We start from the raw sequence: 23,453 nt of genomic DNA, 5'->3' as shown, positions 1-23,453 counted from the left end.
ATGGCGGCCTCGGGCATCGCGTCAGATCGCCCGCTGGTTCACCCGCCGGGAAAGCTGCTCGGCGCTTTCCCTGCGCTCGCTGTAGCGGTCGACAAGGTAGGCGGCCGCATCGCGCGTGAGCAGGGTGAACTTCATCAGTTCCTCCATCACGTCGACCACCCGCTCGTAGCAGGCGGAAGGCTTCATTCGCCCGGCTTCGTCGAACTCCAGGAAGGCTTTGGCGACCGACGACTGGTTGGGAATGGTCAGCATGCGCATCCAGCGCCCGAGCACGCGCAGTTGGTTCACCGCATTGAACGACTGCGACCCGCCCGACACCTGCATGACGGCCAGCGTCTTGCCCTGCGTGGGCCGCACGGCACCCACGCTCAGCGGAATCCAGTCGATCTGTGCCTTCATGATGCCGGTCATGGCGCCGTGGCGTTCGGGCGAGCACCACACCATGCCTTCGGCCCATTGCGCGAGTTCGCGCAGCTCCCGTACCTTCGGATGGTCGTCCGGCGCGCTGTCGGGCAGCGGCAGGCCGGCTGGATCGAAGATCCGCGTTTCGCCGCCCATGGCTTGCAGCAGCCGCGCGGCCTCTTCGGTCAGCAGCCGGCTGTAGGAACGCTCGCGCAGCGAGCCGTACAGCAGCAGGAAGCGCGGTGCGTGGCGCGCCGGCGCCGCATGGGAGAAGCGCTCGGGCGAGGGCCGGTCGAACAGCTCGGCATCGATGTTCGGAAGCTCAGGCAGTGCGGTCGACACGGCGGCCCTCCGCGTCGATGACCTGCTCGCCGTCTTCCTTGGTGAACGGGCCTTTTTGCGGCGAGGGCAGGATGTCGAGCACCTCTTCCGAAGGGCGGCACAGCCGAGTGCCGAGCGGCGTGACGACGATCGGGCGGTTGATGAGGATCGGATGCGCGAGCATGAAGTCGAGCAGCTGTTCGTCGGACCACTTGGGATCGTCGAGCCCGAGTTCGTCATGGGGCGTGCCCTTGCGGCGCAGCAGCGCACGCGGCGCCATGGCCATGGCGGCGAGCAGTTCGCGCAGCGTTTCCCGGGTGGGCGGGGTCTTCAGGTATTCGACGACCCGGGGCTCTTCGCCGCTGTTGCGGATCATCGCCAGCGTGTTGCGCGAAGTGCCGCACGCGGGGTTGTGAAAGATGGTGATGGATGGGCTTGTCGATTGCATTCTTGCAATTATGCAACTATTATTGAAATATGGAAGAACAAGACATCGTCAGATCCCTGGCCGCGCTGGCCCAGCCGATGCGCCTGCAGGTGTTCCGCGCGCTGGTGGTGGCGGGCCCGGCGGGCCTCACGCCCGGCGCGCTGGTGGAGGCGCTCGACGTGCCGGCCACCAGCCTCTCGTTCCATCTGAAGGAGCTGACCCATTCGGGGCTGGTGACGCAGGAGCGCAGCGGCCGCAACCTGATCTACCGCGCGGCCTTCGGGCAGATGAACGCGCTCATCGGCTACCTCACAGAAAACTGCTGCCAGGGCGAGGCTTGCCTGCCCCAGGCGGCCCAGGCTTGTCCATGCTGAAGGAGAAACCATGAAGCGATTCCATGTGCATCTGAACGTCCAGGATCTGCCGGCGAGCATCGCCTTCTACTCCAGGCTTTTTGCCTCGGAGCCGGCGCGCGTCGAAAGCGACTACGCCAAGTGGATGCTCGCCGATCCGCCGGTGAATTTTGCGGTGTCCACGCGCGCCGGCTCGACGGGCATCGACCATCTGGGGCTGCAGGCCGAGAACGAGGAAGAACTTGCGGAGCTCAAGGCCCGCGCCGCCCAGGCCGAGATCGAGACCTTCGACGAAGGCGCCACCACCTGTTGCTACGCACGCAGCGAAAAGCACTGGATCACTGATCCGCAGGGCATTGCCTGGGAACACTTCCACACGCTGGGCAATGCGCCGGTGTATGGAGAGAAGAGGGCAGCTGCGAGCCGGAAGACCGCGTGCTGCGCACCAGGGACGGCGAATTGCCATGGCTGAAAGAACCTACAACGTGCTCTTCGTGTGCACCGGCAACTCCGCGCGATCGATCATGGCCGAAGGCCTGCTCAACCACATGGGCGAGGGCCGGTTCAAGGCGTATTCGGCGGGCAGCCATCCGACGGGCAAGGTCAGCCCGCATGCGCTGCACACGCTCGAGCGGCTGCGGCTTTCCGCGGAGGGCTACCGCAGCAAGAACTGGGACGAGTTTGCCGCGCCCGGCGCCCCCGCCATGGACTTCGTGCTCACGGTCTGCGACAAGGCCGCCGGAGAGGTGTGCCCGGTATGGCCGGGCCAGCCGATGACCGCCCATTGGGGCGTTGCCGATCCCGCGGCTTTCGAGGGCTCGGAAGAAGCAACCGAGCGCCAGTTCATGGACACGGCGCTCACCCTGAAGCGCCGCATCGAGCTGATGCTGGCGCTGCCGCTCGCGCGGCTCGACGCAATGGCCATCCAGCGCGAGATGCGCGACATCGGCAAGGTCCAGAAGGCCGCGCCATGACGGTCAACGTGCTGATCCTGTGCACGCACAACTCGGCCCGCAGCGTGCTCGCCGAAGGCATGCTCAACCACCTGGCGCAAAAGGCGGGCAGGGACGTGCGGGCCTACAGCGCCGGCAGCGCGCCGAGCGGGCGCCTGAACCCCTTCGCGCTCGAGGCGCTCGCCAATGCGGGCGTCGACGTGTCGGCCTGCCGCAGCAAGAGCTGGGACGAGTTCGTGGGTGAGGGCAAGCCGGCCATGCGCATCGTCATCACCGTGTGCGACAGCGCCGCGCAGGAAACCTGCCCCTATTGGCCCGGCAGCCCGGTGCAGGTGCACTGGGGCTATCCCGATCCGTCGAATGCACCCGGCGGCGACGAAGGCAGGCGGGTGGCCTTCGAACTCACGCGCCAGGCGCTCGCCTATCGCCTCGTGCAGCTGCTGGCACTGCCGATCGAATCGATGGCGGACAACGAACTCCAGGCGGCGCTGGCCGCGATTTCCGAAAGCTGACTTTTTCATGAGCTCCACTTCCGCCACCGCCGCCGCTGCATCGTCCGCACCGCCGCCCGCCATCGGCTTCTTCGAGCGCTATCTCACGGTGTGGGTCGCGCTGTGCATCGTGGTGGGCATTGCGCTGGGCCAGTGGCTGCCGGGCGTGTTCCGCGGCATTGCGTCGCTGGAGGTGGCCAAGGTCAACGTGCCGGTCGGCGTGCTGATCTGGGTGATGATCATCCCGATGCTGCTGAAGATCGACTTCGCGGCGCTCGGGCAGGTGAAGGCGCACTGGCGCGGCATCGGCGTCACGCTCTTCATCAACTGGGCCGTGAAGCCGTTCTCGATGGCGCTGCTGGGCTGGATCTTCATCCGCCACGTGTTCGCGCCGCTGCTTCCGCCATCGCAGCTCGACAGCTACATCGCGGGCCTGATCCTCTTGGCAGCAGCGCCGTGCACGGCGATGGTGTTCGTGTGGAGCCAGCTGTGCAAGGGCGACCCGTACTTCACGCTGTCGCAGGTGGCGCTCAACGACGCGATCATGGTGGTGGCCTTTGCGCCGGTGGTCGCGCTGCTGCTCGGGCTGTCGTCGATCACGGTGCCCTGGGACACGCTCTTGACCTCGGTGGGCCTGTACATCGTGGTGCCGGTGGTCATTGCGCAGCTGCTGCGCAAGCATTTGCTCAAGAAGGGCACCGCGCACTTCCAGGCGGCGGCGGCGCGGCTCGGGCCCTGGTCGATCTCGGCGCTGCTGCTCACACTGGTGCTGCTGTTCGCCTTCCAGGGCGAAGCCATCATCCGGCAGCCGCTGGTGATTGCGCTGCTCGCGGTGCCGATCCTGATCCAGGTGTTCCTGAACTCGGGCCTGGCCTATGTGCTCAACCGCAGGCTGGGCGTGGCGCACTGCGTGGCCGGCCCGTCGGCGCTGATCGGCGCGAGCAATTTCTTCGAGCTCGCGGTGGCCACGGCGATCAGCCTGTTCGGCTTCCAGTCGGGCGCCGCGCTGGCCACGGTGGTGGGCGTGCTGATCGAGGTGCCGGTGATGCTGCTGGTGGTCGCGGTGGTCAACCGGTCGCAGGGCTGGTATGAAAAAGGCGTGAGGGCGGGCTGACCGGCGCCGAGGCCGCTGCGGCATGACCCCCGCATCCCGCCGGGCGCTGACGGTGTCGGCGCTCGGAACGGCGCAGACGCTCTCCTGGGCTTCGTCGTACTACCTGCCCGCCATGCTGGCCGCGCCCATTGCGCGCGACCTCGGTGCGCCGTCGTTCATCGTGTTTGCCGCGTTCTCGCTGGCGCTGGTGGTGTCGGCCGCGCTGGGGCCCTTTGCCGGCAAGGCGATCGACCGCTTCGGCGGACGGCCCGTGCTGATGGGCAGCAACCTCGTCTTTGCCGCGGGCCTGCTGGCACTGTCGCAAGCGGGGAGCGTTGCGTGGCTGATGGCGGCATGGGTCCTGATCGGCATGGCGATGGGCAGCGGGCTCTACGAGGCGGCTTTTGCCACGGTGGTGCGCATTCACGGTGCCGACTCGCGCGGCGCCATCACGGGCATCACGCTGTTCGCGGGATTTGCCAGCACGGTGGGCTGGCCGCTGACGGCATTCCTCGAAGCGCATTACGGCTGGCGCGGCGCATGCATGGCCTGGGCGGGCCTGCACCTGGTGCTGGGGTTGCCGCTGAACGCTATCGTTCCACGCGTGCGGGAGGCCGCGGCGCAGCAGCTTTCCAAGACCAAAAAAGCTGCCGCGACTGCGCCGGGCGGTGGGGCCCGGCCGCGGCGAACGGAATTCCTGCTGGCCTATGTCTTTGCCGCCGGCTGGTTCATCAGCACGGCCATGGCGGCGCATCTGCCGAGCCTGCTCCATGCGAGCGGGGTGTCGGTGATTGCCGCGGTTTCCATTGCCGCGCTGGTGGGGCCGGCACAGGTGGCGGGGCGCCTGCTGGAGTTCGGTTTTCTCAGGCGCGCACCGGCGCTGCTGTCGGCGCGGATCGCCGCGCTGGCGCATCCGCTGGGAGTGGCTGCGCTGCTGGTGTTCGGTGCGCCGGCGGCCGCGGTCTTTGCCGTGCTGCATGGCGCCGGGAACGGCATCCTCACGATCGCGGTCGGGACATTGCCCTTGCTGCTGTTCGGCCCCCAGGGTTACGGCGGGCGGCAGGGCCTGCTGATGGTGCCCGCGCGGCTCTTGCAGGCCGGTGCGCCGTTCCTCTTCGGCCTGCTCGTGCAGGGCTGGGGCGAGCGCGCGCTGTGGGCTTCGGCCTTCCTCGGGCTCACGGCCCTGGGCGCGCTGATGTGCATCTCGGTGCCGGGCGCACTTCGAAGCGACCGGCGCTGAAGCCTTCCGAGCGCTTCGCGGCTTCTCGCGGGGGGCGTGTTCTCCGACATGGCCGGGGCGGCTTTCGGGCCATGATCCGATTCATCCGCTTGTGTTCAACGCAGCGCCCATGAAGATCGCGACCTTCAACGTCAATGGCATCAACAGCCGGCTTGCGCTTGTGCTGGCATGGCTGGCCGAGGCCCGCCCGGACGTGGCCTGCCTGCAGGAGCTGAAATCCCCGGACCCGAATTTTCCGGCCGCGGCCATTCGCGAGGCGGGCTACGGCGTGCTGTTCCATGGCCAGCGCGCATGGAACGGCGTGGCCATTCTTGCGCGTGGAACGGAGCCGATCGAAACCGGCCGCGGGCTCGACGGCAACTCCGAAGACAGCCAGAGCCGCTATCTCGAAGCCGTGGTGAATGGCGTGATCGTCGGCTGCCTCTACCTGCCCAACGGCAATCCGCAGCCCGGCCCCAAGTTCGACTACAAGCTCGAATGGTTCGAGCGGCTCAACGCCCATGCGCGCCTTCTCTATGGCTGCGGCATGCCGGCGGTGCTGGCCGGCGACTTCAATGTGGTGCCCACCGATGCGGACATCTACAACCCGGCTTCATGGCAGGACGATGCGCTGCTGCAGCCGGAAAGCCGCGCGGCCTTCGCCCGCCTGCTGAAGCAGGGATGGACCGACGCGATCCGCGCGTGCCATCCCCGCGAGGCGATCTACACCTATTGGGATTACTGGCGCAACCGCTGGCCGCGCAATGCGGGATTGCGCATCGACCACCTGCTGCTCAACCGGGAACTCGCACCCTTTCTGGCCGATGCGAACGTGGACCGCGAGGTGCGCGGGCGGCCCGGGGCGAGCGACCATGCGCCGGTCTGGGTCGAACTCGACCTGCCGGCAGGCTGATCAGGGAAGGGCTGTGGACGAAAGAGTTACATTTAAGTACTTATCGAGCAGCCTGAACGACCCGGCCCCTTTCCCGCGAGATCCACTCCAGTGACCATCGGAACAACGGCAGATGCCTGCTTTCCCGGCTTCGATGACGGGTTCGTCATGGCTTTCCAGCCGATCGTGGATTTCGAGCGGCGCGAAGTCTTCGCGCACGAAGCCCTGGTGCGCGGCACCTCGGGAGAGGGCGCCTTCGAGGTTTTGTCGCGCGTGAATCCGCGGCACCGCTTCGCGTTTCACGAGGCGTGCCGCGTGAAAGCCATCGAGACCGCCTCCGCGCTGGGCATGGAGACGCGGCTGAGCCTCAACATCCTGCCCAACGACGTGGCGGGACATCAGGACGAGTGCTTCCATACCGCCATGTTGGCCGCGCAGCGCTGCAATTTTCCGGTGGACCACCTGATGTTCGAGATCACCGAGGGCGAACGCGTGGCGGACCTGCCGGCACTGGCGGCGACCTTCCGTACCTACAAGGGCTACGGCTTCACCTCTGCCATCGACGACTTCGGCGCCGCCTATGCGGGCTTCGAGCTGCTGGCGGGCTTTCAGCCCGACGTGGTGAAGATCGACATGGGCCTGGTGCGCAACATCCACAACGACGCGGTCCGGCTCAGCATCGTGAAGGGCTTCGTGGGCACCTGCGACGAGCTCGGCATCCGGGTGGTGGCGGAAGGCGTCGAGGCTTCGGAAGAGGTCCATGCGCTGCGCGCGCTGGGCGTGGAGCTGTTCCAGGGCTACCTGTTCGCCAGGCCCGGCATCGCCATGCTGCCGGCCGTGGCGTGGGACGCCGCCTGAGGCGCCAACTCAGGCGTTGCTGGTTGCGCGGACTTCCTCGATGGTGGTCTGCCCCGACAGGACCTTGCCGATGCCGTCCTGGCGCAGCGTGCGCATGCCCTCGCGCAGGGCGGCTTCCTGCAGTTCCTCGGCGCGCGCGCCGCTTTGCACCAGGCGGCGCAGCGTCCTGGAGATCACCATCAGCTCGTGGATGCCGACGCGGCCGCTGAAGCCGGTGTTGTCGCAATGCGCGCATCCGGGGCTCGAAAAGGCCTGCAGCCGGCCGTCGCGGCCGTGCTGGCCGAGCCAGGCGCTGCGCACGGCCTCGCGTTCGGCCGGCGTCTCCTGTCCCGCGAACGCGTGCATGTAGTCGGCCAGCAGCTCCTCGATTTCCTCGGGGCGCATCGGGCGGCTCTGGATGCAGTGGCTGCACAGGCGCCGCACCAGGCGCTGCGCCAGCACCGCGAGCAGCGAGTCCGCGAAGTTGAAGGGGTCCATGCCCATGTCCAGCAGCCGCGTCACGGTTTCGGGCGCGCTGTTGGTGTGCAGCGTGGAAAGCACCAGGTGGCCCGTGAGCGAGGCTTCGATCGCCGTCTTGGCCGTTTCCTCGTCGCGGATCTCGCCGACCATGATCACGTCGGGATCGGCGCGCACGAAGGCGCGCAGCGCCTTGGCAAAGGTCCAGTCGATGCGCGGATTCACCTGCACCTGGCGCAGGCCGGGCTGGGTGATCTCGATCGGGTCTTCGGCCGTCCAGATCTTTCGCTCCGGCGTGTTGATGTGCATCAGGGCCGAGTGCAGCGTGGTGGTCTTGCCCGAGCCCGTGGGCCCGACGCACAGCACCATGCCGTAGGGCCGCTCCACCGCCTTGGTGAGCTCCGAGAGATTGCGCGGCGACAGCCCGAGCTTGTCCAGCGCGATCGGCTTGGCCGAGGCCAGGATGCGCATCACCACGTCTTCCAGCCCGTTGGCCGTGGGAATGGTGGCCACGCGCAGCTCGATGCGGTGCTGCGGCGAGTACTTGGCGAAATTGATCTTGCCGTCCTGGGGCTTGCGCTTTTCGCTGATGTCCAGGTCGCACATGATCTTCACGCGCGCGACCACTGCGTTGCGGTAGCTGGCCGGCAGCTCCAGATGGGTGTGCAGCCGGCCGTCGCGGCGAAACCGGATGCGGGTCTTTTCGTTGCCCGGATAGCTCTCGATGTGGATGTCCGACACGCCTTCGCGGTGCGCGTCCACGATCATGCTGTTGATCATCCGCACCAGCGAGTTGTCCGACTGCTCGATGGGCGCCTCCTCGACGGCCGGTGCGGGGCGCTCCTTCTCGAGGGTGACCAGCAGGTCGCTGGTACCGAGGCTGGCGGGGCCGGTGCTGCCCACGTCGAAGTCCAGCGGCCGCGAGGGATCGTGGACGATGGTCGGGTCGACCGCCTCGGTGCCGATCTTGCCGTAGGCCTTGTAGAGCACGGTGTCCAGCACCAGGCATTCGCCGATCACCGGCACCACCTTCTTCTGGGAGATGAACTCCACTTCGTCGATGGCCGCATGGCGGCCGGCCGGATCGTCCATCGCAAGAATGAGCCGGCCCTCGTGGATCATGAGCGGCATCACCTGCAGGCGCCGGGCGACGGCATGGCTGATGGTGCGCAGGGCATCCACGGCGACCGGGAACTCGTGCAGGTTCACGAGCGGATAGCCCATCTTGCGCACCAGTGCGGCCTTCAGCTGGGCCCGCGTCACCACGCCCATGCGAACCAGGGTCTCGCCCAGCGGCACGCTGCGGTCGAGCTGCTGCTGGGCGAGGCCGGCGCGCAACTGCTCTTCCGTGAGCATGCCCAGCGCCATCAGGGCCTGGCCGATGCGCAGGATGGGCATGCGGCTCTGGGTCTCCAGTGCGTGCAGCAATTGCTCGGGCGTGACGACTTCGGTGGGGGACATGAAATGGGTTTCTCCTGTGAAAGGGATTCTGAGGCCGCCGGGGCGGGCTTGTCAGCAGGAATGCGCCCCCTGCCAGCGGCAAGGGCGATGCACAACCACTACCAAAGTTCTCAATCGGAGAAGCCGAAGGTGTTGCGTCCCGCGGCCTTTGCGCGATAGAGCGCGGCATCGGCGCGCGCCAGCAGGTCGGCGGCGCCGGCCGAGGCGCCCGCGGCCTGGTGGAAGGCAATGCCGATGCTGGTCGTGACGTTCAGGCTGCGGCCGTCCAGTTCGAAGGGGACGGTGCCCACCCGCTCGACGATCTTTCGCGCGACGGCCACGGCGGCTTCCCGCGTGTGCACGTTTTCCAGCACGACCACGAACTCGTCGCCCGCCAGGCGCGCCACGGTGTCGGTGCCTCGCACGCTGGCCAGCAGGCGCTGCGCATATTCCACCAGCACGCCGTCGCCGGTTGCATGGCCGAGCGTGTCGTTGATGGTCTTGAAGTAGTCGATGTCGAGAAACAGCACCGCCAGCGCGTTGCCCGAACGCTGCGCGCGGGCAATGGCGCCCGGCAGGTACTCGTTGAAGGCGAGCCGGTTCGCAAGGCCGGTGAGCGTGTCGACCCGCGCCAGGTCGCTCAGCTTGCGCTCCACCGCCTTCAATGCGCTGATGTCCAGGCTCAGCGAGAAGATGCCGCGCGTGGCGCCGTCGGGGCCGACGTCGGGCACGTAGCTCACGCGGGTGGTGCGGTCGACGTCCTTGGTCCTGGTCTGCGCCTCGAACTCCACGCGCTCGCCCGCCAGCGCGCGCGCGATCATGGCCTTGCGCGAGAGATACAGCTCGGGGCCCGCGACGTCGCCGACGTGGTGGCCCAGGATCTCGGCGGGTTCCACGCCCAGCCATTCGCGGTAGGTGGCATTGGCAAAGGTGATCTTCTCGTCGCGGTCGATGTAGGTGATGAGCGCCGGCAGGTTGTCTGTGATGGTGCGCAGGCGCCTTTCGCTCTCGGCTTGCCGCAGCTCCGCGCGCTTGAGCGCGGTGATGTTGAAAGTCATGAGATAGAAACCGATCAGCCCGCCCTGCGGGTCCATGTCGGCAACCAGGTTGACCTGGAAAAAACCGTCCTTCCCATGCAGCGGCGCCTGCACCGGAAAGCGCACCGACTTGCCCTCGCGCACCAGCGGAAGATAGGGCCGTATCTGCCGGTGCACCGCTTTGCCGAGCGCCGAGCGCAGCGTGACGTTCTCGAGCGGGCCGCTGCCCAGGCCCGCCATCTGCCGCGCGCGGCTGTTGGCGAAGAGGCAGTTCTCGTTGCTGTCGAAATAGCCCACCAGCGCCGGGATGCTGTCGGTTACGTCGCGCAGCCGCTTCTCCTGCTCGGTCAGGGCCTTGCGTATGTTCACCTCGTCGGTGATGTCGAAGGTCATGGCGAACACGCCCTGCACCACGCCGTTCGCGTCCCGGTCGGGAATGTAGTGGGCCTTGAAGGTGCGCTCGCCGATGCCCAGCGCCGGATCGCCGGATTTCTCGACGACCACCGTCTCGCCGGCCAGCGCGCGCTCGTAGGCCGGTGCCACGATGGCAAAGTCCGACGGGCCGCGAACCTCCGGCATCGATTGCCCCACCATGGCCCGGTCCTTGTGCAGTGCCCTCACCTGGGCATTGACGAAGGTGTATCTCAGCGAGGAATCGACGTGCGAGACCAGGGCAGGGATGTTGTCCGCAATGACGCGAACCTGCGCTTCGCTGTGGGCAAGGCTGAATTCGATGCGCTTGCGCTCGGTCACGTCGGAGGTCATGGCGTAGTAGCCGCGGACCTGCCCGGCCTGGTCGCGGTCGGGGATGAGCTCGGTCTGGAAGTAGCGGTCTTCCTCGCCGCGCTTCGCTTCGCCCCGGCTTTCGAAGCTGACTGCCTCGCCGGCCAGCACGCGCCGCACCGCGGCGTCCACCCTCTCGTCCTCGCCGATGTTCTGCGCCGTGCGCCCGATCAGCTGGGCCGCGCCGCGGTCGAGCTTCCTGCACAGCGGGGCGTTCACGAAGGTATAGCGGCCCTGTGCATCCACGTGCGACACCAGCGCGGGCAGGTTGTCGGTGATGTCGCGCAGGAACTTCTCGCTCGACTTGCGCTGCTGCATCAGCGTGTCGAAGGTCCGCGCAAGATCGCCGATCTCGTCCTGCCTGTAGGTGCGCGGCACGCTCGTCTGCAGGGCCGGGTTGTCCACGTCGAGCATGTGCCGGTGCAGATGCGTGAGCGGCCTGAGCTGCTGCCGCACGAGGCCCAGCGCCGCGGCACCCGCAAGCATCGCGAGAACCACCGTGCCGATCCATGCCGAACGTTCGATGGCGTCGACGCGGGCGAATGCCTCCGCGCTCGGATACATGGACCCCAGCACCCAGTTGGTCTGCTGGATGCGCTTGAAAGCATACAGGCCGTGCACCCCCGCGTGGTTCGGGCCTTCGGCCGCGCCTTCGTAGTCCTCCAGCGGACGCTCGATCTCGGGATTGCCGACGCCCTTCAGGCCCGTCTGGTTGATGATGCGCTCGGTGCGCGGATGGTCGATCACCACGCCGTCCGTGCTGGTGATGAACAGATAGCCGGTTTCGCCGAACCTCACGTCGGTGAGTTCGCCCAGGAGGTTGCGGTCCTTCAGGTTGATGGCGCCCGAGATCACGAACTTCAGGTTGCCCGCGGGGTCCAGCACCGGCTCGGTCATGGCGATCTGCGCCAGGCCGCTGAGCCGGTTGAGATAGGGTTCGGAGATCACGCCGGCCCGGGACGAGAGCGTTTGCTGGAAGTACGGCCGGTCCTTGATGTTCACCCGGCCCGGCTGCTGCGCACCGCTCAGGCTCGCGATCAGGTCGCCCTCGGTCGTGAAGAACGCAACATTGCTGAAGGCCTGGCGCAGCGACGGATGCCTTTCGAGGAAGGCCTGCAGCGCTGCCGCATCGGAGAAGTCGTTCGATCCGAGGCTGTCGGCAAAGGTCTCCAGCAGGGTGCGGCGGCTGACGAACTTCTGGTCCACCGTGTTCGCGATGGCCGACAGGCGCGCAAATGCTTCGCTTTCGATCGAGGCCTTCATGCTGGTCTTGACCAGCTGCAGCGCAACCGTGGCAATGGCGAGCGTGGCGGCCAGGACCACCGCGGCAACGCCGAGGCCCACGCGTGTGTTCAGGCTGATGCGGATGTTGCGAAGACCGGGCAATTTCATTGGCATGGACGTGCATCGCGATGAGATCCGCGCTGCGCCTGCACGTAGTGTGTCAGAAGCGGAGAACGGGCCACCTCGCGCAATCCCCCATGCGCCGCTGGCCGACTGCGCACCCTCACATCTCCTCGCGCTTGAGGAGATAGTCGAGCGGGCCGACGCGGAACCACCGGTAGCCGTACGGCTCCAGCAGCATGCAGTGCTTTCCCTTCGAGTTGGCGCGGCTGTGCGCGTTGGAGAGCAGGTTGATGAGCTGCCCGCCATGCCTGCCGAGCGCCTTGGCGCCGAGCTTTATTTCCAGCGGCCTGTCGCCCAGGTTGTGCACGAAGACCGCCGCGTTGCCGCGCCACTCGTAGCGCATCACGAGCACCGCGCGCTCCTCGTTCGGAATCACCTCGAAGTCGCCCCAGCCGATTTCGGGCACTTCCTTGCGCATGCGAAAGACGCGCTCCATCCAGTTGAGCAGCGACTCGGGATCGCGCCGCTGCGCCGCCACGTTCACATGCTCGAAGCCGTAGGCGCCGCCCGTGATCACCGGCAGCACGGGCTTCGAAGAGGTGGTGAATCCGCCCTGGCGTTCGGTGGACCACTGCATCGGCGTGCGCGCGCAGTTGCGCTCCGGCAGGCTCAGGTCGTCGCCCATGCCGATCTCGTCGCCATAGCGGATCACCGGCGTGCCGGGCAGTGTGAGCATCAGGCTGTAGGCCAGCTCGAGGCGCCGCCGGTTGCCGCCGAACATGGGTGCGAGCCTGCGGCGTATGCCGCGGTCGTACAGCTGCATGTCCTTTTCGGGGCCGAAGGCGGCAAACACGCGCTGGCGCTGCGCGGGCCGCAGGCGCCCCAGGTCGAGTTCGTCGTGGTTGCGAAGGAAGATGCCCCATTGCGAGGTGGCGGGACGTGCCCTGGTCGCCTCCAGCGCGTTGGCCAGCGGCCGCGAGTCGCCCACGGCCATGGCATAGAACAGGTTCTGGTTGACCTGGAAGTTGAACATCATGTGCAGCCGCTCGCCCTCGTCGCCGAAGTAGGCCATGTTGGTCCTGGGCAGCACGTTGGCCTCGGCAAGAATGATCGCATCGCCCCGGCGCCACTGGAGCAGTTCGCGGAACTGCCGCAACATGTCGAACTTCTCGGTCGGGCGCACCACCCTCGGACCCTTCGCGCCGATCACGAAGGGCACGGCGTCCATGCGGAAACCGGACACGCCCATCTGGGTCCAGAAGCCCATGATCTTCAGGATCTCCGCCTGCACTTCGGGGTTGGCGGTGTTCAGGTCGGGCTGGAATTCGTAGAAGCGGTGGAAGTACCAGCGTCTTGCGATCTTGTCGAAGGTCCAAGTCGATTTCTGCACGCCGGCGAAGACCACACCATCGGTGTAGCGAGGCGGCTTCTTGTCGGACCACACATACCAGTCGTGATACTTTGACTTGCGGTCCCTGCGCGCCTGCTGGAACCACGGGTGCTGGTCCGAGGTGTGGTTCACCACCAGGTCCATCAGCACGCGCATGCCAAGGCGCGAAGCGGAATGCGTGAACTCGACAAAATCGCCGAGCGTGCCGAATCGGGAATCGACGTTGTAAAAGTCCGAAACATCGTAGCCGTCGTCCTGCCCCGGCGATGGATGGAAGGGCATCAGCCACAGGGTCGTGACACCCAGGCCGTGCAGGTACTCCAGCCGCCGTGTCAGCCCCTCGAAGTCGCCGCAGCCATCGCCGTTGGAGTCCATGAAGGTTCCCACGGAGAGGCAATACACCACGGCGTTTTTGTACCAAAGGTCGTTGATCATGCCGGGGAACCTCCTGAAGATCGGAACCTCGCAAACACGGAACACACGAAAGGAAACCCGATGTCGGCCGATGCTTGGTGGAAGAACGGAATCGTCTATCAGATCTATCCGCGTTCATTCCAGGACAGCGATGGAGACGGCATCGGCGACCTGCGAGGCATCCGCAAGCGGCTCGATTATCTGGTCGAGCTTGGCGTGGATGCCCTCTGGATATCGCCGATCTACCCCTCACCGATGGCCGACTTCGGGTACGACATATCCGACTACTGCAACATCGATCCGCGCTTCGGCACGCTCGAGGACTTCGATGCGCTCGCGGCGGAATGCAAGGCGCGCGGCCTGAAGCTGGTGCTGGACTTCGTGCCCAACCACACCTCCGACCAGCACCCGTGGTTCGTGCAGAGCCGCGCCTCGCGCACGAGCCCCAGGCGCGATTGGTACCTGTGGCGAGACCCGGCAGCCGATGGCGGCCCGCCCAACAACTGGCTCAGCAATTTCGGCGGTCCGGCATGGACCTTCGACGAGGCCAGCGGCCAGTACTACTGCCACTCCTTCCTGAAGGAGCAGCCCGACCTCAACTGGCGCAATCCCGAGGTGCGCGAGGCGATGTACGAGGTGCTGCGCTTCTGGCTGCGGCGCGGCGTGGATGGCTTTCGCATCGACGTGCTCTACCACCTCGTCAAGGATGACCGGTTCCGCGACAACCCGCCCAACCCATCGTTCCAGCCGGGGCAGGATCCTTCGCATAGGCTGCTGGCGCTCTACACCACGGACCGGCCGGAGATGCAGGACATCGTGATCGAGATGCGCCGCGTGGTCGACGCGTTCAGCGACGAGGCTTCGGCGCGGGTGCTGATCGGCGAGCTCTATCTTCCGCTCGAGCGGCTCATGGCCTACTACGGGCGCACCTCCGAAGGCCTGTTGCAGGGCGTGCAGCTGCCGTTCAATTTCCAGCTCATCGCGGCGCCGTGGCACGCCGCCGAAATCGACCGCATCGTGCGCAACTACGAGGCGGCATTGCCGCACGGCGCGGCACCCAACTGGGTGCTCGGCAACCACGACAAGCCGCGCATCGCGAGCCGCGTGGGGCAGGAGCGGGCGCGGCTCGCGGCAATGCTGCTGCTGACGCTGCGCGGCACGCCCACGCTCTACTACGGCGACGAGATCGGCCTGACCGACGTTCCGATTCCGCCCGATGAGGTGCAGGACCCGTTCGAGAAGAACGAGCCGGGCAAGGGCCTGGGGCGCGATCCGCAGCGCACGCCCATGCAGTGGAGCCGGGCCCATGCGGCCGGCTTCACCGATGGCAGGCCATGGCTGCGCCTTGGCGGCGACTGGGGCATGCGCAACGTGGAGTCACAGCTGGCCGATCCGGCCTCGATGCTGCAGCTCTACAAGCGGCTCATTGCGCTGCGGCGCAACGAGGCCGCGCTGCACGAGGGAAGCCATGAGCAACTCGATGCCGGAGCCGATGTGCTGGCCTATGCAAGAACGTCCGGCGACAGGCGGCTGGTGGTGCTGCTGAACTTTGCCACCACCGAGACCCGGCTGGCCGCCGATCTGCTGCCGGCGGAAGTGGTCGTGCTGGCTTCCACCCACGCGGACCGCACCGGCGCGGTGGCCGGCGAGCTGGTGCTGCAGCCGCTCGAAGGCGTGATCGTCACGCACTGATCGGGGCGTGAAAAACGGTGCGTGAAAGGCGCGGCTACTGGCCCGAGGGATAGGTCTCGGGAACTTCCGCGTCCATGGCCGCCGCATTGCGTTCCAGCGGCTCGACTGCGCGGCTGCTGTCGAAGTGCAGCAGCGCATCGAACTGCACTGGCAGCCGCGCGAAGAAATAGTGGCTCTGCCGTTCGGTCTCCGGCCGGTAGATGACGCCGATGGCGCGTTCGAGCCGCGGCTCCCGCAGCGCGAAGAAGTGGCTTCCCTCGCCGCGCAGCGGCAGCATGAAGCGCTCGAGCCCGGTCTCGTGCATGAGGCCCTCGTAGCTGTCCTCGCGCGAAGGAACCACCTGCTTGCGTTCGGCGGCTGCGCCCCACTCGGAGGCCGCCATTACGGTGCCGGTGTGCGTGGTGAAGCCCACCAGCACCGCATCGCGGCCCTGGCGTTCGCGCACCAGCTGGCCGACGTTGAGTTCCCCGCGCTGCTCGCCCATCTCGGTGGCGCGCGCGTCGCCCAGGTGCGAGTTGTGCGCCCACACCACGATCTTCGGACGATCGCTCGCGCGCCACAGGTGGCGCTCGATTTCGCCCAGCGTCTCCACCATGTGCCGGTCGCGCTGGTTCCACGAGGACACGTCGCTCAGGTACATCGAGCGGTAGTAGGCCTCGGCGTTCTTGATCAGGCGCGCGTTCTGCTCGGCGTTGAAGGCGTCTTCCTCGCTGGCCGCGCTGCCGCTGCGCCATGCGTCGCCGGCAGCGCGGCGCATCTCGACCAGCATCTCGACCACTTCCCGCTGGCAGGAGGGCGTGTTGCCGAGGCCGGCCATCAGGCCGTAGACCTGCCCGCCATTGCCGAAGCGGTCGAAGCATCCGTAGCGCTCGCGGGCGCTGCGCGCCGCCACGGGATCGGTGCGGTCGAAATAGCCGAGCACGGCTTCGATGGAGGCGTGCAGGCTGTAGAGGTCCAGGCCGTAGAAGCCGGTCTTTCCCTGCGGCGGGCCCGCGTCGTTGAAGGCGCGCTGCCATTCGACGAAGCTTGCGACGTCCTCGTTGCGCCACATCCAGGTCGGAAAGCGCCGGAAGCCCGCGAGCGCATCGCGCGCGTTGGCGTCGTCGCCGGCGCCCCTCACGTAGCGGTTCGCGCGATAGGCATCGGGCCAGTCGCCTTCGATGGCCACGGCGTTGAAGCCTTTCTCGGCCAGCAGGCGCCGCGTGATGTCCGCGCGCGCCGCATAGAACTCGTGCGTGCCGTGCGAAGCCTCGCCGAGCAGCACGTAGTGCGCATCGCCGATCAGATCGAGCAGGGCGTCATGGTCGCTGGAAGATCCGTCCGTCGGATGCGCCACGGTGCGCAGCGCCTCTGCCTCGTCCGAAATGCGCGATGGCTTCATCGTTCCACGTCCTCAGGCAGGAAGCGCGCCATGATGGTTGGCGTCTTCGATCAGGTGGCAGACTTCCTCGTCGCTGGTCTGCGAGAAGTCCAGGTACCAGCGCCCCACGCCGAGGAACGGCTCCGGCGTCTCGGCGCAGACTACGTCGTCCGCTTCGCCGAGCAGGAGCGCGCAGGCTTCGCGCGAGGCCACCGGCGCTGCAACCACCACGCGGGCCGGCGCCCGCCGGCGCGCCGCACGAACGGCCACGCGCATGGTCGCGCCGGTCGCAAGGCCATCGTCCACCAGGATGGCGGTGCGGCCATGCAGATCGGGTGTGGGCCGGTCGCCGCGGTAGGCGCGTTCGCGCCGCTCGAGTTCGTATTGCTCGTTGCGCACGACTTCATCGACCTCCTTCGCGCCGATGCCGAGTTCGCGCACGAGGGCTTCATCGAGCACCCGCTCGCCGCCACCCGCAATGGCGCCCATCGCGTATTCCTCGTGTCCCGGCACGCCGAGCTTGCGCACCACGAGCACGTCGAGCGGCGCATGCAATGCCTTGGCCACTTCGTACGCGACCGGCGTACCGCCGCGCGGCAGGGCCAGCACGATCACATCGGGCGTGTTGGCGTAGCTTGCCAAACTCCGGGCGAGCGCCCGGCCTGCGTGCTGCCGGTTTCTGAAAGACTCGAACGCCATTTCTCGAATGTCCTTGCGGCCACCTTATTTCCTGCTGGCGCGGGGGTGTTGTAGGGCGATGCCCACATTGGCGTAGGCGTGCGCTGCCACCAGGGCGCGCGGCAGCGCCATAGAGTGGATGCATATGCAATGGAGCCGCTCAATGCAAGAGAAGGAACTGTGGGAACTCGAACGTACTTTCTGGGTGGATGGCGAACCTGCCTATGCGCAGGGCCTTGCACCTGAGTCGCTGATGGTCTTTGCGCCGCCGGTGGGTGTGCTGGACCGCGTTCGCACCCTTGAAGCGATCCGCAACGCGCCGCGCTGGAAACACGTGGTGTTTGCCGCCGAGCGCGCAATCTCCGCCGGACCGCATGCGGCCGCGCTCGTGTACGAGGCAACCGCCGAGCGCGACGACGGATCGGCGCCCTACAGGGCGCAGTGCAGTTCGGCCTATGTGCGCATCGGCGGGCAGTGGAGGCTGGCTTTGCATCAGCAGACGCCGTTGGCGGGATGACGGTGCCCGGCCGACGCGCGAACAGAAATTCCGGATGAATGGTTGAGCGTGACAGGCCTGGGTGTGCATTCGTTCACGCTTTGGGCGGATGCGTTTGCGATGACTACTTTGGGCTGCTTCCGGGCCCGCAACAGCGGCTTACATAATCCTCCCATAAAACGGCCCCCCAGCCTCTGAGGGCGGCCAGGGAGCTTTCATGTCAATGTTCGATCGCGCGAGCTCGCTCGCCCGCGCCCGTGGTTCGTCCGCGTCCATGGCGTGCTCGAACTGATCGCCCTCGCCATCACGGTTCACGAACTGGGCGAACTGGCCGAAGAACTGTACGAAGGGGTCGAAAAATACGGCAAGGACATCGGCAAGGCCAAGGAGGAGGTTCGCAAGGTCATCCAGAGCATCCAGGACGAGATCGCACAGAAGATCGAGGAGAAGGAGGGAGTCGCGATCCTGCTGGCCCTCGAGGCCGCCGACCCGCAGGGGCAGAACACGCGCATTCCGTTTCGCGACGCCATCACCCAGGTGTGCGCCGCGGCCGACCGCATGCCGGTGTGGAGCCTTCGGAAAAAGGACGGCGTATCGATCAAGGACCTGTCCAAGGCCAAGCGAAAGATCATCGAGGAGCTGCTGTCGATGTCGGTCGAGCAACTAGCCGACGTGAAGCTCGAGGAGTTCTTCGTGATCAGGCTCAAGCAACTGGCGGTCAACCTGCTGTTCGAGTTCGTGGACGAGTGCCTGGGCTGGGCCAGTCCGTTGAAATGCGAGGTGAACTTCGGGCCGCCGCCATCCTTCGACGATCATCCGGTGGAGGGCGCCACCAAGCTCCAGCGGCTTGGCAAGGTCAATCCGTTTTATCCCAGCCCGTTCCAGTACCGCAAAGGGAGCATTGCAGCCGACCTCATGATCTCGGAGTACCGGCATCAGCGGCCGGACAAAGGCAACATCTTTGCCATCGTGGAGATCAAGTTTGAGGGAGATCGGATTGAAGCCGCGCAGTTCGTCGCATACAAGCGAATACTTGAAAGGGCGGCCCAAGTAAAAACGGGCCGTGCGCCCATCACATTTCAGGGCAAACCCGTCAGTTCGGGCGGTCGGTTGTCGCTGTTTCGATACCCGGAGGACATCGCGGTGCACGAGAAAAAGGAACCGGACCAGCACGGTAAAAAAGAGGAAACCCAGCAAGAGCAGAGAAAGCCTGGCGGGCGTTCCCCACACAGCAAGAAGAGAGGTTTTTGATGAGCACTGCACAACAGTATCTCAACGACGAAGAGATTGCGGAGTTCATTCGCGAGAGCAAGATCGCCCCGCAGTGGTTCTACGGCAACGAGGGGCGGGAATTGGCCATCTGCCCCTACGTGACCTTCTACGTGTACCACCAGCCCGAGGACTACATGGCGGTGGCGGACAAGTTCATCACGGTCTGGGAGCGCTTTGGCCAGATCATCAATGAACCCTTCAGGAAGCTGTTCAAGTCACGCACGCAGGTGTGGCTCAAAGCCGGGGACAAACGGTTCCCGATCGACCTGCGAGCGGAGGCCGCACATCATCAGGAAGAGTTCGAGACCTTCTTTCTCATGGGTACCGACATGGACTCGCCTGATGCATCGCCACTGTGGTCCTACGCAGCCAAGGTCGATCACGTGCCCCAGATGGGCTACAGCATGCTCAAACTGATCTTCTGCTACGGCTGGTACGACGACGGAAATCAGGCACGGTGGCGTGACTTCGTGCTCGACTGCATCAAGTCGCTTCGACCAGAGCAGGCATACATGGGATATGAGGTAGGCAACGGTGGTCTCAGTGTGATGGGTGCCTACGAGTCCGACGTGCTTGAACGCATCTGCGCTGACTACTTCTATGGGCTCGACATCGATCACCCGTGGAACATGGGCTTCCATGCCAACGATGATGAAGATGGCTATGTCAATCCGGCTCGACTTGGCGCCGGCCTACGCCCGCCCACCTGGTACTTCATGCTTTCGCCGGTATGGCAGCGCAAGCTCGGCAAGCCCGAGCACCAGATTCGCGTCGAACTGGCCGACCCGCGCATCAAGATCACCGCCGTCCCTTACCCTCGGGACAAACTCAATCCCGACGGGGCCAATGGCCTCTGGATAGAGTTGGGCGACCTTGATCTCTATCCCGTGGAAGACGGCGTGCCCGATGTGCTGGTCAAGGCCAACCGCCTGATTCGCCCGATCCGCTGCGACGAGTTGAACCTCAACACGCTCGATGCCTGGGACGGCGACCCGAATCCACGTTTCGGCTACGAGAGCTCATTGCGCTGGATGCGCCGCTTCGACGACGACAGCGATTGGCCCAGCGCCGAACAGCGTCGCAAGCCCTCGCCCGATGAAGGCCGCGCCACCGCCTCGAAGAGGAAGCCTCTGGTCCCCGGCGGCGAGCCCTGCCCGCAGGTCGGCTGGTGGTTCACCCCAGCCCAGTTGGACAGCCGGCGCTACTTCGACAAGGGCGAGATCATGCCGGTCATCAAGCACAGTTCCTTCGGCGACACGAACTGGCAACAGACAAGCGATCCCAAGGACGACAAGTGATGGACCGGCCAGCGGATGGAGCGCTGTTCGCGTTGGCAGTGAGGCAGTTGGGGCGCAGGCCGCATTAAGCCGGCGGGCTGGCGTCGCGGAGGCACACCGTCTGGTGCCGAACGGGTTGCGGCGAGGCCGCGGAGTGCGGTCCGCTCGGTTGGTGGCCATGCTGCAGCCAACAATGCTGGGCGGCGTGGAGGGAATCCGGGGAGAACGCAGGGCCTACCTAGCGACATCCTGTGATGGGGCGCAAAGTACGGAAACGCCCCTGCGTGAGATCCCTCGATGCCGCCACTTAGCCGGCCCTCAGCCCACCCCGCCCGTGTCGCTCCGCCTCCCGCCACGCATTCACGATCAGCGCCCGCGCCTTCGGATGCTCGGGGTCGGTAACCACCCATTCGGGGTACGCATGCGGAAGGCTGGCCGCGGTCACGCGGATCGCGTCGAACTCGATGGGGGAGAGCGGCGCGGCCGCGCCGGCCCGGTGGGTCAGCGTCTTGCGCAGGCCCGCCTTCCATGCGTCCGGCAGGTGATCGACGGCGGGCAGGAGCGCCAGCGCGATGTGCGCGGCGCGCGGGCTCAGGGCCGCGGCGTCGGCGCGCAGCCGCGCCAGGCACTCGGTGCCGCTCATCTTCTTTCCATCGCCTCGGTCGCAGGGCATGCTGCGCCCCTCGCTCAGGCGGCCTGGATCTCGATTCGCCGCGGCTGGGCGTGTTCGGCCTTGGGAATGCGCAGCTTCAGCACGCCCTGCGAAAGCTCGGCCGAGATGGCGTTGGTGTCGAGCTCCTTGCTGAGCGTGAAGACGCGGCGGAACCGGCCCAGGCCCACCTCCGTGTGGCTCGATTTGAGCCCCTCGGGCACCGAGAGCCCTGACTCGGCCTCGATGGTCAGCGTGTCGGACGCGACCTGCAGGCTGAGCTTGTCGCGCGAGACGCCCGGAAGGTCGGCAAAGAGTGTGATGCCGCCGCTGTCCTCGACCACGTCGACCGGCGGAGTGAGCGCCGCGTCGCTATAGCGCGAGCTGTCGTCCTTGCGCGCGAGCTCCTTCGATCCGGCCACGCGAGGCGAAGTGCTGGTGGTGTTGTTGTCCATGATCGTCTCTCCTTTCATCGTTGCTTCATCGTCACTGAACGGTGATGCGCCGCGGCTGCGAAGAGGCGCGGCGCTGCACGCTGATGTGCAGCACGCCATCGCGGTACCTGGCGGTCACGGCGTCGGGGTCGGCATCGTCGGGCAGGGTGAGCACGCGTCGGAACGAGCCCTCGAAGCGCTCGTTGATGTGCACGGCTGCCTTGGTGTCGGACTCGGGCAGGTTGTTGGCGCGCTGGCCGGCAATGGTGAGCAGGCCGCGCTCCAGGTTCACCTCGAGGCTGGACGGGTCGACACCGGGCGCGAACGCGTAGATCTCCACGGTCTGCGGCGTGCCGCCGATGTTCAGGGCCGGAAAGCCGTTACGGCCGAAGCCCCGGATGGTCGGAGACAGATCGAAGGCCTGCTGCATCTCGCGCTGCAGGCGATCCATCTCTGCAAACATGTCGCGCGGAAACAGGGATCGGTACATGGCGAAAACCTCCATTCCAAGAACAACAGGTTGAACGGTGCGCCGGAGGCGTATGTCTCCAGCGCTTCCGATCAGCGAAATAGGCGCTGGCGGCGGGTTTTCAAGAGGGGATGTCCGCAGGGGAAGATCGCTCGCTCGGGTGCTATGGGAGCCGGCGCTGCGATTGAAAAAACTCGCTTTCGGGCCTCTTGAACGTGCGCCGCGCGGACCTAAATCGATCCTCGTCGAAATCGTCAGTCGTCATTCCAAACCTGAAGGAGATTTGCCATGCCGATGGACCTGCTCAAGCAGATTGCCGCAACCCGCCTGCCCGTGTCTTTCCGCACGTCCAAGGAGATCGACGAGGTCAGGATCCTGCGCCAGGCGGGGCTCGTGATTGCATTGATTCCGGCGCCAGCCGACCCCCTGAAGCTCGCAGGCAGCGAGCCCGCGGCGCAGGTGCTGGCCATCACCGAGAAAGGACGCGAGGAGCTCGCGCGGATCCGCTATCCGGGCGAGATGCCGCAGGCCGATCGTGGCTCCCGAGGCCCGAGGAACTGGCTCGGCGCAAAGCGCTTCGGACATGCATTGCAGCAAGTCTTACCAGCGCGAAGCCGCGATTCGCGCCCCTCGCAGGGCTTGTAGGTCGCATCCTTCCTGAACATGCGCGCAAATCCATCCTGCCGGACGCGTGGTTCCGCGCTGAATCCGATTCGCTCATGCAAGCGAAAGAATTCATCAGGAGACAGACATGGACTTCGAAGGCATCTACTGCTTTGACACGGCGGCCGTCCGCTTTGCGATCTACCCGGACGGCCACGATGGCGCGCGGATCATCGGGCAGATTTCGGAGGAGACCCTGCACGACGTGTTCGGTACCAGGGACCTGGGCGACCGCCTGCTGGAAACCTGCAAGGCGCACTTCGATGTCATTGGCGCGGCGGCGCTCGAGCGCTACCGTACCAATCCGAACCAGCCGATCGTGCTGACCGTGGACGATTTTTCGCGGCGCCTTTCTCCCCGGTCCGGGGGCTCGCAAACCGCACCGCAGGCCGCGCCGCTGGCTGCCTGAAAACGCCGCGCCCGGTACGCGGCAGGTTTTCGTCCCCGATCGCGTGATGGGCAACTCTCCGACACGGCAAGGAGGTCTCAGCCTTACCCGCTGCGCCCGGATTCTTTGCAAATTGTGTGCTCAGGCCTTGTAGACGCCGAAAGCGTGTTCCGTTGGACACCCGGTCGCTGGCCTTCAT

The 23,453-nt window shown here is 66.2% G+C and carries 24 protein-coding genes; 14 read left to right on the top strand and 10 right to left on the bottom strand.

Annotated features, from left to right (window positions below; all coding sequences use genetic code 11):
• Positions 1–21 precede the first annotated feature (21 nt).
• Complete coding sequence (gene arsH, locus L1081_RS10460; RefSeq protein ID WP_489416351.1) at positions 22–744, bottom strand: arsenical resistance protein ArsH; 723 nt, start codon at positions 742–744, stop codon at positions 22–24.
• On the bottom strand, positions 725–1,171 hold the full coding sequence (gene arsC, locus L1081_RS10455) for an arsenate reductase (glutaredoxin) (RefSeq protein WP_489416350.1): 447 nt from the start codon (positions 1,169–1,171) through the stop codon (positions 725–727). Before arsC ends, arsH begins: the two co-directional genes overlap by 20 nt.
• Positions 1,172–1,200: 29 nt before the next feature.
• Between arsC and L1081_RS10450 the strand changes: the two genes are divergently transcribed.
• From L1081_RS10450 to L1081_RS10415, 8 genes are all read left to right on the top strand, one after another.
• The gene (locus tag L1081_RS10450) at positions 1,201–1,524 is read left to right on the top strand and encodes a metalloregulator ArsR/SmtB family transcription factor (protein ID WP_489416349.1); all 324 of its coding nucleotides are present in this window, start codon (positions 1,201–1,203) and stop codon (positions 1,522–1,524) included.
• A 10-nt stretch (positions 1,525–1,534) separates the two neighbouring features.
• Positions 1,535–1,975 (top strand): ArsI/CadI family heavy metal resistance metalloenzyme, encoded by a 441-nt coding sequence (locus L1081_RS10445; protein ID WP_489416348.1) that lies wholly within the window; start codon positions 1,535–1,537, stop codon positions 1,973–1,975.
• Positions 1,968–2,477 (top strand): arsenate reductase/protein-tyrosine-phosphatase family protein, encoded by a 510-nt coding sequence (locus L1081_RS10440; RefSeq protein WP_489416347.1) that lies wholly within the window; start codon positions 1,968–1,970, stop codon positions 2,475–2,477. The genes L1081_RS10445 and L1081_RS10440 overlap by 8 nt, the downstream gene beginning before the upstream one ends.
• Positions 2,474–2,968, top strand: a complete 495-nt coding sequence (locus L1081_RS10435) for an arsenate reductase/protein-tyrosine-phosphatase family protein (RefSeq protein WP_489416346.1) — start codon at positions 2,474–2,476, stop codon at positions 2,966–2,968. Before L1081_RS10440 ends, L1081_RS10435 begins: the two co-directional genes overlap by 4 nt.
• Before the next feature lie 7 nt (positions 2,969–2,975).
• Positions 2,976–4,061, top strand: a complete 1,086-nt coding sequence (gene arsB, locus L1081_RS10430) for an ACR3 family arsenite efflux transporter (RefSeq protein WP_489416345.1) — start codon at positions 2,976–2,978, stop codon at positions 4,059–4,061.
• Positions 4,062–4,083: 22 nt separating this feature from the next.
• Entirely contained in the window at positions 4,084–5,280 is a 1,197-nt protein-coding gene (locus L1081_RS10425) for an MFS transporter (RefSeq protein ID WP_489416344.1), read from the top strand.
• A 109-nt stretch (positions 5,281–5,389) separates the two neighbouring features.
• Complete coding sequence (locus tag L1081_RS10420) at positions 5,390–6,172, top strand: exodeoxyribonuclease III (protein WP_489416343.1); 783 nt, start codon at positions 5,390–5,392, stop codon at positions 6,170–6,172.
• Positions 6,173–6,262: 90 nt separating this feature from the next.
• Positions 6,263–7,009, top strand: coding sequence for an EAL domain-containing protein (locus L1081_RS10415; protein ID WP_489416342.1), 747 nt, complete (start codon positions 6,263–6,265; stop codon positions 7,007–7,009).
• A gap of 9 nt (positions 7,010–7,018) precedes the next feature.
• Here the strand turns inward: L1081_RS10415 and L1081_RS10410 are convergent, their stop codons facing one another.
• The 3 genes from L1081_RS10410 to L1081_RS10400 form a co-directional block, all read right to left on the bottom strand.
• On the bottom strand, positions 7,019–8,926 hold the full coding sequence (locus tag L1081_RS10410; protein WP_489416341.1) for an ATPase, T2SS/T4P/T4SS family: 1,908 nt from the start codon (positions 8,924–8,926) through the stop codon (positions 7,019–7,021).
• A gap of 110 nt (positions 8,927–9,036) precedes the next feature.
• Positions 9,037–12,123: a PAS domain-containing protein gene (locus L1081_RS10405; RefSeq protein ID WP_489416340.1), complete on the bottom strand. Its 3,087-nt coding sequence runs from the start codon at positions 12,121–12,123 to the stop codon at positions 9,037–9,039.
• 109 nt (positions 12,124–12,232) lie between these two features.
• On the bottom strand, positions 12,233–13,897 hold the full coding sequence (locus tag L1081_RS10400; protein ID WP_489416339.1) for an alpha-amylase family glycosyl hydrolase: 1,665 nt from the start codon (positions 13,895–13,897) through the stop codon (positions 12,233–12,235).
• Positions 13,898–13,957: 60 nt separating this feature from the next.
• On the opposite strand from L1081_RS10400, the gene L1081_RS10395 reads away from it, so the two are divergent.
• Positions 13,958–15,568, top strand: coding sequence for an alpha-amylase family glycosyl hydrolase (locus L1081_RS10395; RefSeq protein ID WP_489416338.1), 1,611 nt, complete (start codon positions 13,958–13,960; stop codon positions 15,566–15,568).
• A 34-nt stretch (positions 15,569–15,602) separates the two neighbouring features.
• On the opposite strand, the gene L1081_RS10390 is transcribed toward L1081_RS10395, so the two are convergent.
• Both L1081_RS10390 and L1081_RS10385 read right to left on the bottom strand, forming a co-directional pair.
• Positions 15,603–16,949: an erythromycin esterase family protein gene (locus tag L1081_RS10390; protein ID WP_489416337.1), complete on the bottom strand. Its 1,347-nt coding sequence runs from the start codon at positions 16,947–16,949 to the stop codon at positions 15,603–15,605.
• A gap of 12 nt (positions 16,950–16,961) precedes the next feature.
• Complete coding sequence (locus L1081_RS10385) at positions 16,962–17,627, bottom strand: phosphoribosyltransferase family protein (protein WP_489416336.1); 666 nt, start codon at positions 17,625–17,627, stop codon at positions 16,962–16,964.
• Between the two features lie 124 nt (positions 17,628–17,751).
• On the opposite strand from L1081_RS10385, the gene L1081_RS10380 reads away from it, so the two are divergent.
• The 3 genes from L1081_RS10380 (at position 17,752) to L1081_RS10370 (ending at position 20,672) form a co-directional block, all read left to right on the top strand.
• Complete coding sequence (locus L1081_RS10380; RefSeq protein ID WP_489416335.1) at positions 17,752–18,123, top strand: DUF4440 domain-containing protein; 372 nt, start codon at positions 17,752–17,754, stop codon at positions 18,121–18,123.
• A gap of 258 nt (positions 18,124–18,381) precedes the next feature.
• Complete coding sequence (locus tag L1081_RS10375) at positions 18,382–19,353, top strand: hypothetical protein (RefSeq protein WP_489416334.1); 972 nt, start codon at positions 18,382–18,384, stop codon at positions 19,351–19,353.
• Positions 19,353–20,672 (top strand): type VI immunity family protein, encoded by a 1,320-nt coding sequence (locus tag L1081_RS10370; protein ID WP_489416333.1) that lies wholly within the window; start codon positions 19,353–19,355, stop codon positions 20,670–20,672. The genes L1081_RS10375 and L1081_RS10370 overlap by 1 nt, the downstream gene beginning before the upstream one ends.
• Positions 20,673–20,958: 286 nt before the next feature.
• Here L1081_RS10370 and L1081_RS10365 read toward each other — a convergent pair whose 3' ends face one another.
• From L1081_RS10365 to L1081_RS10355, 3 genes are read right to left on the bottom strand one after another with little or no spacing between them, the layout of a single operon-like run.
• Positions 20,959–21,324, bottom strand: a complete 366-nt coding sequence (locus tag L1081_RS10365) for a hypothetical protein (RefSeq protein WP_489416332.1) — start codon at positions 21,322–21,324, stop codon at positions 20,959–20,961.
• Positions 21,325–21,338: 14 nt separating this feature from the next.
• Positions 21,339–21,755: an Hsp20 family protein gene (locus tag L1081_RS10360; RefSeq protein ID WP_489416331.1), complete on the bottom strand. Its 417-nt coding sequence runs from the start codon at positions 21,753–21,755 to the stop codon at positions 21,339–21,341.
• 31 nt (positions 21,756–21,786) lie between these two features.
• The gene (locus tag L1081_RS10355) at positions 21,787–22,224 is read right to left on the bottom strand and encodes an Hsp20 family protein (RefSeq protein WP_489416330.1); all 438 of its coding nucleotides are present in this window, start codon (positions 22,222–22,224) and stop codon (positions 21,787–21,789) included.
• A 273-nt stretch (positions 22,225–22,497) separates the two neighbouring features.
• On the opposite strand from L1081_RS10355, the gene L1081_RS10350 reads away from it, so the two are divergent.
• Together L1081_RS10350 and L1081_RS10345 are read left to right on the top strand one after the other, a co-directional pair.
• A complete protein-coding gene (locus tag L1081_RS10350) occupies positions 22,498–22,848 on the top strand; it encodes a hypothetical protein (RefSeq protein WP_489416329.1) in 351 nt (116 codons plus the stop codon).
• A gap of 106 nt (positions 22,849–22,954) precedes the next feature.
• Entirely contained in the window at positions 22,955–23,275 is a 321-nt protein-coding gene (locus tag L1081_RS10345) for a hypothetical protein (RefSeq protein WP_489416328.1), read from the top strand.
• The last annotated feature ends 178 nt before the right edge of the window (positions 23,276–23,453 follow it).

The organism is Variovorax sp. MSC1_012 (assembly GCF_023667525.1).
GTDB lineage: Bacteria > Pseudomonadota > Gammaproteobacteria > Burkholderiales > Burkholderiaceae_C > Variovorax > Variovorax beijingensis_B.
The sequence above is the reverse complement of the archived record's forward strand: the minus strand, read 5'-3'. Positions and strand labels throughout refer to the sequence as shown.

Excerpts from the sequence above, each read along its gene's own strand:
- L1081_RS10445 (WP_489416348.1), top strand. The coding sequence starts at position 1,535 with ATGAAGCGATTCCATGTGCATCTGAACGTCCAGGATCTGCCGGCGAGC.
- L1081_RS10385 (WP_489416336.1), bottom strand. The coding sequence starts at position 17,627 with ATGGCGTTCGAGTCTTTCAGAAACCGGCAGCACGCAGGCCGGGCGCTC.
- L1081_RS10355 (WP_489416330.1), bottom strand. The coding sequence starts at position 22,224 with ATGTACCGATCCCTGTTTCCGCGCGACATGTTTGCAGAGATGGATCGC.
- L1081_RS10360 (WP_489416331.1), bottom strand. The coding sequence starts at position 21,755 with ATGGACAACAACACCACCAGCACTTCGCCTCGCGTGGCCGGATCGAAG.
- L1081_RS10410 (WP_489416341.1), bottom strand. The coding sequence starts at position 8,926 with ATGTCCCCCACCGAAGTCGTCACGCCCGAGCAATTGCTGCACGCACTG.
- L1081_RS10395 (WP_489416338.1), top strand. The coding sequence starts at position 13,958 with ATGTCGGCCGATGCTTGGTGGAAGAACGGAATCGTCTATCAGATCTAT.
- L1081_RS10405 (WP_489416340.1), bottom strand. The coding sequence starts at position 12,123 with ATGCCAATGAAATTGCCCGGTCTTCGCAACATCCGCATCAGCCTGAAC.
- L1081_RS10425 (WP_489416344.1), top strand. The coding sequence starts at position 4,084 with ATGACCCCCGCATCCCGCCGGGCGCTGACGGTGTCGGCGCTCGGAACG.
- arsB (WP_489416345.1), top strand. The coding sequence starts at position 2,976 with ATGAGCTCCACTTCCGCCACCGCCGCCGCTGCATCGTCCGCACCGCCG.
- L1081_RS10440 (WP_489416347.1), top strand. The coding sequence starts at position 1,968 with ATGGCTGAAAGAACCTACAACGTGCTCTTCGTGTGCACCGGCAACTCC.
- L1081_RS10380 (WP_489416335.1), top strand. The coding sequence starts at position 17,752 with ATGCAATGGAGCCGCTCAATGCAAGAGAAGGAACTGTGGGAACTCGAA.
- L1081_RS10435 (WP_489416346.1), top strand. The coding sequence starts at position 2,474 with ATGACGGTCAACGTGCTGATCCTGTGCACGCACAACTCGGCCCGCAGC.
- L1081_RS10400 (WP_489416339.1), bottom strand. The coding sequence starts at position 13,897 with ATGATCAACGACCTTTGGTACAAAAACGCCGTGGTGTATTGCCTCTCC.
- L1081_RS10420 (WP_489416343.1), top strand. The coding sequence starts at position 5,390 with ATGAAGATCGCGACCTTCAACGTCAATGGCATCAACAGCCGGCTTGCG.
- L1081_RS10350 (WP_489416329.1), top strand. The coding sequence starts at position 22,498 with ATGGACCTGCTCAAGCAGATTGCCGCAACCCGCCTGCCCGTGTCTTTC.
- L1081_RS10370 (WP_489416333.1), top strand. The coding sequence starts at position 19,353 with ATGAGCACTGCACAACAGTATCTCAACGACGAAGAGATTGCGGAGTTC.
- L1081_RS10345 (WP_489416328.1), top strand. The coding sequence starts at position 22,955 with ATGGACTTCGAAGGCATCTACTGCTTTGACACGGCGGCCGTCCGCTTT.
- L1081_RS10365 (WP_489416332.1), bottom strand. The coding sequence starts at position 21,324 with ATGCCCTGCGACCGAGGCGATGGAAAGAAGATGAGCGGCACCGAGTGC.
- arsC (WP_489416350.1), bottom strand. The coding sequence starts at position 1,171 with ATGCAATCGACAAGCCCATCCATCACCATCTTTCACAACCCCGCGTGC.
- L1081_RS10450 (WP_489416349.1), top strand. The coding sequence starts at position 1,201 with ATGGAAGAACAAGACATCGTCAGATCCCTGGCCGCGCTGGCCCAGCCG.
- L1081_RS10390 (WP_489416337.1), bottom strand. The coding sequence starts at position 16,949 with ATGAAGCCATCGCGCATTTCGGACGAGGCAGAGGCGCTGCGCACCGTG.